Source organism: Streptomyces olivochromogenes, assembly GCF_001514115.1.
Taxonomy (GTDB): domain Bacteria; phylum Actinomycetota; class Actinomycetes; order Streptomycetales; family Streptomycetaceae; genus Streptomyces; species Streptomyces olivochromogenes.
Map to the genome: position 1 here is coordinate 79,360 of NZ_KQ948457.1, position 15,104 is coordinate 94,463.

10 protein-coding genes are annotated in these 15,104 nt (G+C 73.1%); 7 read left to right on the top strand and 3 right to left on the bottom strand.

What is annotated here, in order from left to right; translation table 11 throughout:
• Positions 1-8 precede the first annotated feature (8 nt).
• Together AQJ27_RS58710 and AQJ27_RS20395 are read right to left on the bottom strand one after the other, a co-directional pair.
• Positions 9-656 carry an anthranilate synthase component II gene (locus AQJ27_RS58710; protein WP_079065113.1) on the bottom strand — a complete coding sequence of 216 codons (648 nt, stop codon included), beginning with the start codon at positions 654-656 and terminating at the stop codon, positions 9-11.
• Positions 653-2,218 carry an anthranilate synthase component I family protein gene (locus AQJ27_RS20395; RefSeq protein WP_235613549.1) on the bottom strand — a complete coding sequence of 522 codons (1,566 nt, stop codon included), beginning with the start codon at positions 2,216-2,218 and terminating at the stop codon, positions 653-655. The genes AQJ27_RS58710 and AQJ27_RS20395 overlap by 4 nt, the downstream gene beginning before the upstream one ends.
• Positions 2,219-2,404: 186 nt before the next feature.
• On the opposite strand from AQJ27_RS20395, the gene AQJ27_RS20400 reads away from it, so the two are divergent.
• Entirely contained in the window at positions 2,405-3,760 is a 1,356-nt protein-coding gene (locus tag AQJ27_RS20400) for a class II 3-deoxy-7-phosphoheptulonate synthase (RefSeq protein WP_067370803.1), read from the top strand.
• Here the strand turns inward: AQJ27_RS20400 and AQJ27_RS20405 are convergent.
• Entirely contained in the window at positions 3,687-4,478 is a 792-nt protein-coding gene (locus tag AQJ27_RS20405; RefSeq protein WP_067370805.1) for a thioesterase II family protein, read from the bottom strand. The genes AQJ27_RS20400 and AQJ27_RS20405 overlap by 74 nt on opposite strands.
• Before the next feature lie 205 nt (positions 4,479-4,683).
• Between AQJ27_RS20405 and AQJ27_RS20410 the strand changes: the two genes are divergently transcribed.
• From AQJ27_RS20410 to AQJ27_RS20435, 6 genes are all read left to right on the top strand, one after another.
• Positions 4,684-5,760, top strand: coding sequence for a cysteine synthase family protein (locus tag AQJ27_RS20410; protein WP_079065114.1), 1,077 nt, complete (start codon positions 4,684-4,686; stop codon positions 5,758-5,760).
• Complete coding sequence (argH, locus tag AQJ27_RS20415) at positions 5,757-7,220, top strand: argininosuccinate lyase (protein WP_067370807.1); 1,464 nt, start codon at positions 5,757-5,759, stop codon at positions 7,218-7,220. The genes AQJ27_RS20410 and argH overlap by 4 nt, the downstream gene beginning before the upstream one ends.
• Positions 7,217-8,488, top strand: coding sequence for an ATP-grasp domain-containing protein (locus AQJ27_RS20420; protein WP_067370809.1), 1,272 nt, complete (start codon positions 7,217-7,219; stop codon positions 8,486-8,488). Before argH ends, AQJ27_RS20420 begins: the two co-directional genes overlap by 4 nt.
• Positions 8,485-11,748: a non-ribosomal peptide synthetase gene (locus tag AQJ27_RS20425; protein WP_067370812.1), complete on the top strand. Its 3,264-nt coding sequence runs from the start codon at positions 8,485-8,487 to the stop codon at positions 11,746-11,748. Before AQJ27_RS20420 ends, AQJ27_RS20425 begins: the two co-directional genes overlap by 4 nt.
• Positions 11,745-12,683, top strand: a complete 939-nt coding sequence (locus tag AQJ27_RS20430) for a GHMP family kinase ATP-binding protein (RefSeq protein ID WP_235613548.1) — start codon at positions 11,745-11,747, stop codon at positions 12,681-12,683. The genes AQJ27_RS20425 and AQJ27_RS20430 overlap by 4 nt, the downstream gene beginning before the upstream one ends.
• A gap of 204 nt (positions 12,684-12,887) precedes the next feature.
• Complete coding sequence (locus AQJ27_RS20435) at positions 12,888-15,101, top strand: MMPL family transporter (protein WP_067370814.1); 2,214 nt, start codon at positions 12,888-12,890, stop codon at positions 15,099-15,101.
• Positions 15,102-15,104 lie beyond the last annotated feature (3 nt).

The following is a 15,104-nucleotide window of genomic DNA, read 5'->3' on the forward strand; positions in this document are numbered from 1 at the left end:
GGCGGCCCTCAGCCGGCCGCGCGCGTCGCGGTCCGAGGGGTCGGCGCGGTCTGCCGGGTCCGAGGGGCCCGCGGGGTCGGTGGCGTCATGGCCAGGAAGTTCTCCAGCATCGTCAGGCCACCGGTGGTCATGACGCTCTCGGGGTGGAACTGCACGCCCTCCACCGGCAGCGACCGGTGCCGCAGCCCCATCACATAGCCGTGGTCCGTGGCGACGGCCGTCCGCACCAGCGCCGGTGGCAGCGGGTCGGCCACCAGCAGCGAGTGGTAGCGGGTGGCCTCCAGCGTGTGGCCGAGCCCCTGGAACAGCCCGGTGCCGTCGTGCCGCACGGTGCTGGTCCTGCCGTGCATCACCTGCTCGGCGACCTCGATCCGGCCGCCGTAGGCGAGCCCGATGGCCTGGTGCCCCAGGCAGACCCCGAGGAGCGGAACCCGCCCGGCGAACTCGTGGACCAGCTCCACGTGTCCGGAGTCGGCGGGATGTCCCGGCCCCGGGCCGAGGACCACGGCGTCCGGCTCCCGTGCGGCGAGCCGCTCGGGCGTACGGGTCAGCGACCGTACGACCTCCGTGCGCGCCCCGAGCGTGCGCAGATACTGGTCGATGATGTGGACGAAGCTGTCGTACGCGTCCACCAGAAGCACTCGCTTCCCGGTCATGACTGCAACTCCTCACCGGTGAGCGCCCAGTAGGCCGCCCCCATCTTCGCCAGCGTCTCGCGCCATTCGGCCTCCGGTTCCGACTGGGCGACGAAGCCCGCGGAACTCTGCGTGGAGTAGGTCTGCCCGTCGTATTCGACGGTGCGGATGCACAGCGCGAGCTCGCTCCAGCCGCGCACGTCCACCAGCCCCACCGCGCCCGCGTAGCCGCCCCGGCCCTCCCGTTCCAGGCCGTCGACGATCTCCATGGCCCGCACCTTGGGCGCCCCGGTCATCGTTCCGGCCGGGAACGTCGCCCGCACCGCCTGCCACACGTCCACCCCCTTCTCCAAGCGGCCGGAGACCGTCGACACCAGGTGGAAGACGTGCGAGAACGCCTCCACCTCCATCAGCCGCTCCACGGGCCGGGTGCTGGGGTGGCTGACCCGGCCGATGTCGTTGCGGCACAGGTCGACGAGCATGATGTGCTCGGCCTGCTCCTTGCTGCTCTCCCGCATCTCCTTGATCCGTCGCCGGTTCTCCTCCTCGTCGGGGCCCCGGCGGGTGGTGCCCGCGATCGGGCGCATGACGATCTCGGCGCCCTCCGAACCGTCCTCGACACCGTCCTCGATACGGAAGAACAGCTCGGGGCTCGCGCCGATCAGCGTGCGGTCCGCGCGCGGCATCAGGTACATGTACGGAGAGGGGTTGCGGCCGCGCAGTCTGCGGTAGACGTCGGCGGGCCCGAGCGTGGTCTGTACGTCGATGCGGTGGCCGACCTGGATCTGGTAGAGGTCGCCGACCCGGATGTGCTCCAGGCAGCGGCCGGCCCACTCCAGGAAGGTCTCACGGCTGACGCTGTCCCGCACCGACACGGGCGCGGGCGCCTCGGGGACGGCGCCGGCCGCGGTGACCCGGGCTGCCTCCTGGGCGAGGGCCGCCACGTCCACGCCGGACACGGCCTCCCCGAACAACTGGCTCCCGGCGCGCAGCCGACGCACCGGTCCGCCCCCGGCGTCGTAGCGGACCGTGTCCCGGAACAGGGCGAGGGTGATGTCGGGGCCGCGCGTCTCCTTGGTCCGGGGCGGCAGGGTCTCCATGTGCCAGGCGGACTCGTAGGCGAAGGAGGCGAGGAAACCGAAGGCGTATCCGTCGGCGGGCAGGTCGCCCGTCGGGCGGAACAGGCGCTGTACGGCGCCGAGTGCCGCCCACAGCCGATCGGGCGCCGTGAACCCCAGCCGGTGGACACCGGGCGCGGGCGACGGTTCGGCGGGCAGGCCGGTGGCCCTGGCCAGGGCTGCGGCGAGGGGCGGTTCGCCCTCGACGTCCAGGTGACCGTCGTAGACCCGGATCTCGGCGAGTCTGCCGAAGCCGACGACGGCCGTACCGTGCCGGTCGCCCTCGCCGTCGGCCGACAGGCTCTCCAGGAGGAAGACCTCCCCGTCGGGGAGGCGGTCCCGCAGCCGTGTGAACAGTTCCAGTGGATCGTGCCGTGCGAGTTCGGCGGCCGTGACCCGGACGTCGATCGTGTCGGCCGTGTCGGCCGTGTCGGTCGTTTCCAGGTCCGTCAGGATGTCCGGCAAGGTGAACGCCCCCTTTTTCCCGAGGAATTAGGTTCCTGGCACGAGTGAAGCAATGGCGGCGGGGCGGTGCCAGACCAGTTGTCGGGCTCGGGTGCGGTCCATTGGGGAATTGCTTGACCAGGTGGAGTGCCGGGCTGTGTAGTGAGCGTGCTTTCGGCATTCGGTATTCACCAAGGGAGGGCGGACATGGCAACAGAAGAAGGGAATTCCACGGATTCCTGGCGCGCGTTACCCGCCGCGCAGCAGCCCGAGTGGCCCGACACACGCGAACTGGACCGGGTCACCGCCGCCCTCGCCGCGCGGCCGCCGCTGGTCCTCGGCGGGGAGTGCGACCAGCTGCGTCTGCGGATGGCGGAGGTGGCGCGAGGCGAGGCGATCCTGCTCCAGGGCGGGGACTGCGCGGAGACCTTCGCCGACGTCACCGCCGACGCGGTCCGGCGCAAGCTCAGGACGCTGCTGCAGATGGCGGTCGTGCTGAGCCACGCCACCGCCCTCCCGGTCGTCAAGGTCGGCCGGATGGCGGGGCAGTACGCCAAGCCGCGGTCGAGCCCCGTCGAGGAGCGCGACGGCATGGCCCTGCCGTCCTACCGGGGCGACGCCGTCAACGGACCCGGCTTCGACGAGGCGGCCCGCACACCGGACCCGGAGCGGCTGCGCCGGATGTACGAGGCGTCGGCAGGGACGCTCAACCTGATCCGCTCGCTGACCACCGGGGGCTTCGCCGACCTGCGCCAAGTACACGCGTGGAACCAGGGGTTCGTGGCCGGCTCGGGCGCCGGCGAGCGCTACGAGGAGGTCGCCGACGAGATCGGCCGCAGCCTCGACTTCATGCGGGCCTGCGGCGTCGACACCCGGGACCTCGCCACGGCGGAGTTCCACGTCAGCCACGAGGGACTGCTGCTCGACTACGAGTCGGCCCTGGTGCGCACCGACCCGGAGTCGGGCCGCGCCTACGCCGCCAGCGGCCATCTGCTGTGGATCGGCGAACGCACCCGCCAACTGGACGGCGCGCACGTCGAGTTCTTCTCCCGGATCGCCAACCCGATCGCGGTGAAACTCGGCCCGAACACCGCCAGCGACGACGTACTCGGCCTTCTCGACCGGCTCGACCCCGCCCGCGAGCCCGGCCGGCTGACCTTGGTGGTGCGGGCCGGCGCGGACCGGGTGCGCGACGTGCTGCCCGCCCTGGTGGAGAAGGTCAACGCCGAGGGAGCGCAGGTGTGCTGGGTCAGCGATCCCATGCACGGCAACACCACCACCGCGCCCAGCGGGCACAAGACCCGGCGCTTCGACGACGTCCTCGACGAGGTGCGCGGGTTCGTGGAGGTGCACCGGGCGCTCGGCTCCCACCCGGGCGGCATCCACGTCGAGCTCACCGGGGACGACGTCACGGAGTGCCTGGGCGGCAGCGGTTCACTGCTCGCCGAGGACCTGCCGTACCGCTACGAGACGGCCTGCGACCCCCGGCTCAATCACACGCAGTCCCTCGATCTGGCGTTCCAGCTCGCGGAGTTGTACCGGGACCGGGGCCGGGCGCGGTGAGCGGCCGCAGCGCCTCCTCGACGATCCCGAACGGCGGCTCGTCGGCGAGATAGAAGTGCCCGCCGGGCACCACATGCAGCCGGAACGGCCCCCGGGTGGACTCCTCCCAGGCCGCCGCCTGCGCCCGCGGCACCCGTGGGTCCGTCGCGCCGACGAGCGCGGTGAGCGGGCAGTCCACCTGGCGCCCGGGGCTGCCCGCGTAGGCGGCGAGCATGCGGAAGTCGGCGCCTATGTACGGCATCACCAGCTGCACGAAGGCCTTGTTGCGCAGCAACTCCGGGTCCGTGCCGCCCAGTTCGACCAGCGTCCGGGCGACGGACGCGTCGTCCCAGGTGACGGCGGCGTCCGGGACCATCAGATGCGGGGCGCGGGCACCGGAGACGATCAGCCGGCTCGCCGGGACCCCGGCGTCCGCCAGCGCGCACGCCACCTCGAAGGCGACGGTCGCCCCCATGCTGTGCCCGAACAGGGCCGTGGGCCGGCCGTCCGAGGCGGTGAGGAGCTCCTCGGCGATCCGCCGGGCCACCGCCGTCAGGTCGGTGGCGCACGGCTCCGCGATCCGCTCGGCGCGCCCCGGATAGCACACCGCGTGCACCTCGACCCCGCCCAGTGCCTTCTCCCAGCCCCGGAAGAAGTACGGCGACCCGCCCGCGTGCGGAAAGCAGACCAGCCGCCGCTCGGCGAACGGCTTCGGATCGACGCACTGCGTCCACAGCATGCTGCCCCCAGGGTTCGGTCCCGCGGCAAGTTCCGCGGCGGTCGGTCGGCTGTGCCCGCCGTGATGATCGCAGCCGGCACTGACGGAGCACTGACGCCGCATGTGTCAGTGGTCTGTCAGGCCGGACCAGGAACATGGCCGAGCAGGCATCGGGCCCGGGCTCCGGGCGTCCGCCTCGACCCACACTCGATCCTCAGGAGTCTCCATGCCGGTGACGTCCCCGTACGGCTCGATCACCGAGGCGCAGCTGATGCCTCGCCTGGTCAAGATCGGCCCCCGCCTGTACGGCGCTGTCTTCACGCTGATGAAGCTGCTGCCCGCCCACTACATCCTGCAGCGGGCCGAGGAGCGCGGCGAGCTGGAGCGCGACACGGTGATCGTCGAAACGACCTCGGGCACCTTCGGGCTCGCCCTGGCCATGCAGGCCGCGCTGATGCGGCGCAAGCTGATCCTGGTCAGCGACCCGGCCATCGACATCAACCTGTACCGGCGGCTCACCGACCTCGGCGCCACCGTGGAGATCTGCCGCGAGCCCGCCCCCGTCGGCGGCTACCAGACGGCGCGACTGAACCGCCTGGCCGAGATCCGCGCCGAGCTGCCCGACACCTTCTGCCCGGAGCAGTACGACAACCCCGACAACCCCACGTCGTACGGTGTCGTCGCCGACTTCCTGCACCGCGCGCTCGGCCGGGTGGACTGCCTGGTGGGCCCGGTGGGCTCCGGCGGTTCCATGTGCGGCACCGTGCGCGGCCTGCGTGAGCGCACCCCGCACACCAGGGCCATCGGCGTCGACACCCACCGCAGCGTGCTGTTCGGCCAGCCCGACGGCTCGCGCGAGCTGCGCGGCCTGGGCAACAGCCTGTGGCCGGGCAACCTCGACCACAGCGCCTTCGACGAGATCCACTGGACCTCGGCCGGCGAGGCCTACCTCAGCACCCGCGAACTCCACGCCGAGCACGCCCTGTTCCAGGGCCCGACCAGTGGCGCCGCCTACCTGGTCGCCACATGGTGGGCCGACCGCAACCCCGACCGGACCTGCGTGGTGATGCTCCCGGACGAGGGCTACCGCTACCAGGCCACCGTCTACGACGACGCCTGGCTGCGCGCAGGCGGCCATCTGCCCGGCGACCGCCCCGCCGAGCCCTACCCCGTGCCCGGCCCCGACACGGCCGGCGACCGCTGGGCCCGCTTCGCCTGGGGCCGCCGGGAGTACGGCGACGTACCGGGCGCGGTCCCGCGGTCCCGCACGGCCGCCGCGGCGACGGAAGGAGCCCTGTCATGAGCGGCGCCGCGCGGACGGACGTACGCGACACCGGACGTCTCACCCGCACCCTCGCCCCCCGCACCCGCCGCGTCGTCTACGGCGACCAGGGCCCCGAGGCCGTCCGCCGCGAACTGGAGCGGACCACCACCGTCGACCTCGCGCACATCGTGATGCTCACCGAGACCGGACTGCTGCCGGGGCCGGTCGCCGCGGCCCTCCTCGACCGGGTGCGGCGGCTGCGGGCCGACGGGTTCCGGGAGCTGTACGGACTGGACGCGCCGCGTGGGACGTACCTGATGTACGAGGGTCACCTGACCCGCGAACTCGGCGCCGACGTCGGCGGGAAGCTGCACACCGCCCGCTCCCGCAACGACATCAAGGCCACTGTGACAGCGATGCGGCTGCGCGACGAACTCCTGGACCTGACCAGCCAGTTGCTGCGCCAGCAAGGCATCCTGCTGGCCCGGGCCCGGGCGCACGCCGATGTCGTCATGCCCGTCTACACCCACTTCCAGCCCGCCATGCCGGTCACCTACGGCTACTACCTGGCCGGCGTCGCCGCCGCCCTCGACCGGGACCTGGCCGCCCTGCTGCACTCGCTCGACGAACTGGACCGCTGCCCCCTGGGCGCCGGCGCCGTGGCCGGCACCGACCTGCCCATCAATCCGGAACGCACCGCGCAACTGCTCGGCTTCACCCGGCCGCCGCTGCACGCCCTGGACGCGGTGGCGGCACGGGACAGCGTGCTGCGCGCGGTCGCCTGCGCGGCCTCCGCCGCGGTGACCCTGAGCCGGCTCGCGACCGACCTCCAGCTGTGGAGCACCCAGGAGTTCGGGTTCGTGGTGTTCCCCGAGAGGCTGGTCGGCGGCAGCTCGGCCATGCCGCAGAAGCGCAACGCGTTCCTGCTCGAACACGTCAAGGCGAAGGCAGCCGTGGCCGTCGGGGCGTGGACCGCGGCGGCGGCCGCGATGAAGTCGACGCCGTTCACCAACTCCATCGAGGTCGGCACGGAGGCGGTCGACGCGGCCTGGCCGGCGTTCGACGCCCTGCGCGACGCGGTGTTGCTCGGCCAGGTGCTCGTGTCGGGGGCCCGGCCGGTCGCCGCCCGGATGGAACAGCGGGCGCGGGAGGGCTTCGTGACGGCGACGGTGATCGCCAACCGCATGGTCGCCCAGGGCGTCCCCTTCCGCACCGCGCACCATGTGGTGGGCGCCGCGGTCCGCGCGGCCGTCGAGGCGGGAGAGCCGGAACTCGACGTGGCCGGCACCTCGCCCGCACCGGGTGACGTGGTCGGCGACCTCGACCGGGGCGGCGGCCCGGGGGAGTGCGGCAAGGCCGTCGGCGAACTCCGCTCCCGCCTGACGGAACACGCCGACCAACTCGCCGCCCATCGGCGCCGGTTGCTGGAGGCCGGGGAACTGCTGGCGGCGGAGACGGCGACGGTCCTGGCGCGGCACGGATCGGGAGAACCGGCATGACGGGCAAGGCGGGCGTGACGACGCGGAAGTGGCTCGCCTTCCTGGAGAGCAACACCACCGGCACCGGACGGGAGTTCTGCGCCGCGGCGCGGGCCCGCGGTCTGCGCCCCGTCCTGCTCGCCCGCGACCCCGCCCGCTATCCGTACGCAGCCGCGGACGGCATCGACACCCGCGTCCTGGACACCGGCGACCCCGAGGCCGTCCACGCGGCCTGCGGCCGGCTCGTCGCGGACGGCGGGCTCGCGGGGATCACCTCCAGCTCCGAGTACTTCGTGGCGGCCGCGGCCCGCGCCGCCGCCGGGTACGGACTGCCCGGCCCCGACGGCGAAGCCGTCGCCCGCTGCCGCGCCAAGGACCTGCAACGCGCCGACCACCTCGCCGCCGGAGTGCCCGTACCCCGCTTCGAGACGGCCGGTGACATCGAGGCGGCCGTCCGCGCGGCGGACCTGATCGGCCACCCCGTCGTCCTCAAACCGGTGAGCGGCTCCGGCTCGGTCGGCGTACGGATGTGCCACGACCGGGACGAGACCCGCCGCTGGGCGGCCGAGCTGCTCGCCCGCACCACCGACGAACGCGGCGCGCAGGCCCCGCGCCGCATCCTCGTCGAGGCCGCCGTCGAGGGACCCGAGTACTCCGTGGAGACCCTCGACGGCACGGTCGTCGCCGTCGTCGCCAAACACGTCGGTCCACGGCCGTACTTCGTGGAGACCGGCCATGACGTGCCCGCCCCGGTACCGGACGCCACCGCGGCCGAGCTCGGCCGGACCGCCCTGCACGCGGTGCGCGCCCTGGGCCTCGGCTGGGGCGCCGCCCACACCGAACTGCGCCGGTCCGCGCAGGGGCCCGTGGTCATCGAGGTCAACCCCCGGCTGGCCGGCGGCATGATCCCGGTCGCCGTACGCGCCGCCACCGGCGTCGACCTCGTGGACGCCGTCGTCGCCCGGGCCGCCGGACAGGCACCGGCCGCGCCGGGACCGGCGGCAGGACACGCCGCCGTGCGCTTCGTGACGGCGGGGCGCGAGGGGCGGGTCGCGGCCGTGCGCGGGCTCGCTGCCGCGGCCGCCGCGCCCGGAGTGGTGGCCGCCGTGGCGCACACCGCCGTCGGCCGGCCCGTGAGGATCACCCACTCGTTCCAGGACCGCCTCGGCTGTGTGGTGGCCACCGGCCCCGACGCCCGCGACGCGGCCGAAGGGGCCCGCGCGGCCGTGGAGCTGATCGCCGTGGACGTCGAGGCGGAACCCGTACCGGAGGGAGTGGCGAGCAGATGACCACCGACACCGACTTCAGCAGGATCCCCCGCTGGCACACCGGCGCGGAGGCGATCGGGGTGAGGACCGTCGCGCTGCCGGCCGACCTGACGCGGGACCTGGAGCGCACCGCGCGGGAACGGGGCCTGTCCCTGCCCGACCTGTTGCTCGCGGTGCACGCGCGTGTGCTCGCCCTGATCACCTCCGACCGCGAGGTGCTCATCGGCTGCCCCCCGCTCGCCCTGCGGGCCACGGTGGCCGACGGCTCCTGGGCCGACCTCGTGACGGCGATCGCCCGCACCCCGGTGGCCCACCACCCCGACGCCCGCCCCGAGCTGACCGTGGACCTGTCCGGCCTCACCCCGGCGGGGACCGGCCCGGTGCGCAGAGCCGACGGAACGGTCCTGCACGCCGTCTGGCAGCGGGACGCGGACGGGGGGCTGGAACTGCACTGCTCCTACGACACCGCCCGCGTCGACGACTCGTACGCCGACCGCCTCACCCAGTACCACCTCGCCGCGCTGCGCCTGCTCGTCGCCGACCCGGAGGCCCGGCACGACCGGCAGAGCCTGCTGTCGCCGCAGGAGCGGCAGACCCAGCTGTACGGACTGGCGGGAGCGCGGGCGGAGCTGCCGGAGGCGACCTTCGTCGACCTGTTCCAGGAGCGGGTGCGGCGGGCCCCCGACGCGCCCGCCGCCGCCCACGGGGACCTCACCCGGACCTACCGGGAACTCGACGACCGCGCCAACCGGGTCGCGCACGCGCTGGCCGCCGCGGGCGTCGGCACCGAGGACGCCGTCGCCGTGGTCATGGAACGCTCACTGGACTGGATCGCTGCCGCCCTCGGCGTTCTCAAGGCCGGCGCGGTCTATCTGCCGATGCCGCCCGACCTGCCCGTCGACCGAATGGCGCTCCAACTGGAGGCGGCCGTCTGCGCGGCGGTGCTGACCGACCCGGTCGGCGAGGCGTCCGCCCGCGAGGCGTCCGCCGGGCTCGACCGCGGGCCCGCGATCCTGTCCGTGCCGCGGATCCTGGACGCGGAAGGTCCGGCCCACCCGCCGGCCGTCCTCCTCTCCCCGGAGCAGGGGGCGTACATCTTCTTCACCTCCGGCTCCACCGGCACGCCCAAGGGCGTCCTGTGCGAGCACGCGGGGCTGCTCAACCATCTCCTCGCGAAGATCGACGACATGGGCCTCGGGGAGGGGGCCGGGCAGGTCGTGGCGCAGACCGCCTCCCAGGGCTTCGACATCTCCCTGTGGCAGTTCGCGGCGCCCCTGCTGGCCGGAGCCGCCACCCGCATCGTGGACACCGAGGTGCTGCTCGACCCGGAGGGGTTCCTCGCGGAGATGGACGGCGGCGGCGTCACGGTGGCGCAGACCGTCCCGGCCTACCTCGACGCCCTGTTGCGGCACGTGGAGAGCGGGCCGCGCACACCGGACACCCTGCACACGATGTCGGTCACCGGGGACGTGCTCCCGCCCGAGCTGGTGCGGCGCTGGTTCGCCGCCTTCCCCGGGGTGCGGCTCGTCAACGCGTACGGCGCCACCGAGGTCTGCGACGACACCATGCACCAGGTCATGGAGGCCGTGCCGGACGACGGTGCCGTCCCCCTCGGACGTTCCCTGCGCAACGTCAACACCTACGTCCTGAACGAGAACCTGGAGCTCGTCCCGCTCGGCTCCGTCGGGGAGATCGCGTTCTCGGGAGTGTGCGTGGGCCGCGGCTACATCAACGACGAGGAACGCACCCGCCAGTCCTTCGTCCCCGACCCCTTCCGGGCCGGCACCCGGATGTACCGAACCGGCGACTTCGGGCGCTGGCTGCCCGGCGGACGCCTGGAGTACCTGGGACGCCACGACGAACAGGTCAAGATCCGCGGCTTCCGCATCGAACTCGGTGAGATCGAGCACCGGTTGCTGACCATGCCGGGGGTGCGCGAGGCCGCGGTCGTCATCGACGGAGCCGCGGGCGAACCACGCAACCTCGCCGCCTTCGTCACCGCCGACCCCTCACCCGACCCGGACCCCGACCTGGTCGCGCGCGCCCGGGACTTCCTCGCGGCGCTGCTGCCCGACTACATGCTGCCCGACCGCCTCTACCGCCTGGCCCGGCTCCCCCTCACCGAGAACGGCAAGGTCGACAAGTCGGCCCTGGTCGCGCTCGCGGGCACCCTCGGTCACGGCGGCACCGCGCACACGGCACCGGACGGGCCCGTCGAGCGGCGGCTCGCGATGGCGTGGGCCGAGGTCCTGGGCCTGCCCCTGCAACGCATCGGCAGAGGTGACAGCTTCTTCGCGCTGGGCGGCACCTCGCTCGCCGCCGTACGGCTCGTGGCCCGGCTCGACCGGCAGGTGTCGATCCGGGAACTGGTCGCCCACCCGCGCCTCGCCGATCTGGCGGGCGTCCTGGCCGCCCGGCGGCACGGTGAGCCCCGCCCGGCCGCCCGGCAACGGCTGCTGCACCCCCTGCTGACCGTGCGCAACCCGCACCACACCCTGGTCTGCTTCCCCTACGCCGGTGGCAACGCGGTCAACTTCCGGGCCCTGGCGGCCGAGTTGGAGCAGGAGGGCATCGCCGTGCTCGCCGCCGAGCTGCCCGGCCATGACTTCGCCGCCGAGGACGAGCCGCTCCAGGACGTGCCCGACCTCGCCGCCTGGGCCCGGGACGAGATCCTCGCGCACGTCACGACACCGGTGCTGCTGTGGGGGCACTGCACGGGATCGGCCGCCGCGCTGGCGACCGCGCGGCTCCTTCAGGAGGCGGGCCGGTCCGTCGAGCGGATCTTCGTCGGCGCCCAACTCCTCAAGAGCAGCGCGGAGCTGCGCGCCGAGTCCGAGCGCGTCGCGGCGGCCGACCGGCGGACCCTGCTCGGCCGGATGCGGGCCGACAACGCGTACGTCGAGCTGGACGTGTTCCAGCCGGAGCGTGCCCGCATCGCCGACCGCGCCTACCGCCACGATGTCGACGCGGCCCACCGCGAGTTGATTCGTGCCCGCAGACACCCCCACCGTTACCGGGTGACCGCGCCGGTCGACGTGGTGGTGGCCCACGACGACGCCGGCACCCACGGCGCGCAACGCACGTACGGCGCCTGGCGGGCCCTGTCCGACCGGGTCGCGCTGCACGAACTCGACCAGGGTGGCCACTACTTCGTCAGCACCCGGCCGACTCGGACCGCGGCACTGGTGCGGGCGGCCTGCGCGCCGGCGCACGAGCAGCACGAGTTTCACGAGGTGCACGAGTTTCACGAGGTGCACGAGGAGAGCGGGGAGAACAGGTGATCACGACGACAGCGACGGGCACGGCTACCGCGGGGCCCACCGGTTACCGCCGGGTGGCCGCCACCGGGGTCAGTACCGCCTTCGGCACCTTCGGCGAGCTGCTGCAAGGGGTCCTGCCCCAGGACGAGGTCCCACCGGGGGAGGACGGCAACTTCCTGGTCACCCTGCCGGTCGCCCGCTGGGCCATGGCACGCTTCGAACTCGACTGGGACTCCCATGAGTTGTCCGTCTTCCCACCGCACAAGAAGAAGGCCCTCCGGCTCACCTCCATGATCATGGAAGACGCCGGGGGCGCGGGCGGCGTGCTGCGGATCGAGGGCACCCTCCCCGAAGGCAAGGGCCTCGCCAGCTCCTCCGCGGACCTGGTCGCCACCGCGCGGGCCGTGGCCAACGCCCTCGACGAACCGATGCCGGCCCACCGCATCGAGTCGTATCTCGCCCGGATCGAGCCGACCGACGGCGTGATGTACCCCGCGATCGTCGCGTTCCACCACCGCAGCGTGCGGCTGCGCGCCAGCCTGGGGACGCTGCCGTCGATGACGGTGGTCGCCATCGACGAGGGCGGCTCGGTGGACACCGTCGCCTTCAACGCCATCCCCAAGCCGTTCACCGAACGTGACAGACTCCGGTACGCGCGGCTTCTGGAACGCGTCACCCACGCCATCGCCCGCGCCGACCTCGCCGAGGTCGGCCGGGTCGCGACCGCCAGCGCCCGGATGAACCAGGTCCTGCGCCACAAGCGGCAGTTGGACGCGATGATCCGCATCTGCGAGGACGTGGGCGGCCTCGGCGTGGCCGTCGCCCACAGCGGCACCACCCTCGGCATCCTCCTCGACGGCACGGCCCCCGACCACCCCGCCCGGCTCGCGGCGGCGGCCCAGAGCTGCCAGGAACTGGCCGGAGAGGTGACGGTGTTCCACACACTGACCTTCTGATCCACCTCCCACGCACCGGGGATCCCCCGCCCCGGTGCACCGACGGCCCCCGGCCGAGGCGTGCGGACGCCTCGGCCGGGGGCCGTCCGCACGCCCGCGCACAAGGGGGCCAGAGGGGGCCAGGGGGGTCCACCGACCGGTGGACCCGAAGTTCAACCGGTCGCCGCTGTCGGCCCCATGCCCCCCGCGACCAGCATGGATGGCATGACGAATCTCCCTGTACGCATGGCACGTTGGAGCGCCGGACACCCCTGGCGCGCCATGATCGGATGGCTCGTGTTCGTGGTCCTGTGCCTCGGCGTCGGTATCGCGGCCGGCACCAACCAGGCCACCACGGAGGACTACCGGGTCGGCGAGGCCGGCCGCGCCGAGGCCATCGCCGCCGAGGGCGGACTCCAGCAGCGCCCCGTGGAGCGCGTCCTGATCTCCGCCCCGGCCGGCACCGGCCGCCTCGACCTCGCCGCCGCCGCCGCGAAGGACATCGCCGCGCGGATGGGCAAGCTGCCCGAGGTGCGGTCGGTGGCCGACCCGGTCCGGGCCGCCGACGACAGCGCGGTCCGCGTCGACATCACCATGAACGGCCCCGAGCTGGACGGCAAGAAGCATGTCGACCCGCTGCTCGCGCAGACCGCCGCCGTGCAGAAGGCCAACCCCGGCCTGAGGGTCGAGGAGACCGGATCCCCCTCGATCAGCAAGGGCGTCGAGAAACTCCGCGGTGACGACCTGTCCCGCACCGAGGTCATCGCCCTGCCGGTCACACTGATCACCCTGCTGCTGGTCTTCAGCTCCCTGGTGATGGCCCTCGTACCGCTGCTGCTCGCGCTCACCTCGATCGCCGCCGCCGTCGGCCTGTCGATGGTCGCCTCGCACGTCTTCCCGGACGCCGGCGTCGGCACCAACGTCATCCTGCTGATCGGGCTGGCCGTGGGCGTCGACTACACGCTCTTCTATCTCAAGCGGGAGCGTGAGGAGCGTGCCAAGGCCGGCGGGCGGCTCACCCCGCAGGCGGTCGTGGAACTCGCCGCGGCCACCTCGGGCCGGGCCGTCGTCCTGTCCGGGTTCGCCGTCGCCATCTCCAGCGCCACCCTCTTCCTCGCCGACGACGTCATCTTCTCCTCGATCGCCGTGGGCGCCATCGTCGTCACCCTGGTCGCCGTGATCAGCTCCCTGACCGTGCTGCCCGCGCTGCTCGCCAAGCTGGCCCAGCGGGCGGAGCGCCGGGCCGTCCGCAAGGCGGAACGCGCCGCCGCGCGCGGCAAGTCGGTGAAGCCGAAGAAGCAGCCCAGGACGGGTACGGGCCGGGTCACCGCGGCCGTACTGCGCCCCGTGGCGAAGCACCCCGTCGCCGCGCTGACCGTCACGGTCGTCGCGATGCTCGCCCTCGCCGCCCCGGTGCTCGGCATGAAGCTGACCGACATGGGCCGGGAGACCCACTCGCGCTCCATCACCGCCATGCAGACCTTCGACCGCCTCAACGCGGCCTTCCCGGAGCTGAAGTCGATGCACCAGGTCGTGGTGCGCGCCGACGCCGACCGCTCGCCCGAGGTGACCGCCGCGCTGCGGGACCTCGCCAAGGAGGTCGAGGGCGACCCGCGGATGACCGGCACGCCGCAGCTGTCCGTCTCCCCGGACAAGCGGATCAGCATGCTCCAGATCCAGGTGCCGTACTACGTGCACACCGAGCAGGCGCAGTCCTCGCTCGCCGACATCCGCGACACGTACGTACCCGCCACCGTCGGCAAGGTCGCCGGCGCCGAGACCGCGGTGACCGGTGACGTCGCCCGCTACACCGACTACCCGACCCACCAGGAGGAGAAGCTGCCGCTGATCATCGGGGCGCTGCTGCTGGTGACCTTCGTGATGACGGTCTGGGCGTTCCGCTCCCTGGTCCTGGGTCTGGTCGGCATCCTGCTCAACCTGCTGTCGGCCGCCGCCTCGCTGGGCGTACTGGTCCTCGTCTTCCAGCACACCTGGGCGCAGGGACTGCTCGACTTCACCTCCACCGGCACGATCGGCTCCCGGGTGCCGCTGTTCCTCTTCGTCATCCTCTTCGGCCTGTCGATGGACTACCAGGTGTTCGTGATCAGCCGGGTCCGGGAGGCCGCCCTGAACGGCACGCCGACGCGCAAGGCGGTGCTCGACGGGATCGGCAGCTCCGCCGGGGTGGTCACCAGTGCCGCCGTGGTCATGGTGACCGTGTTCGCGAGCTTCGCGGCCCTGCACCTGATCGAGATGAAGCAGATCGGTTTCAGCCTCGCGGTCGCCGTCCTGCTGGACGCCTTCGTGATCCGGATGCTGATCCTGCCGGCCTTGATGCTGCTGCTCGGAGAGGCCAACTGGTGGCCGTCCAGGGCCGTACGCAGGTCGGCCACACCGGCCGCGGACACCGCCCCCCGTACGCTCGAAAACGTAAACTGAAGC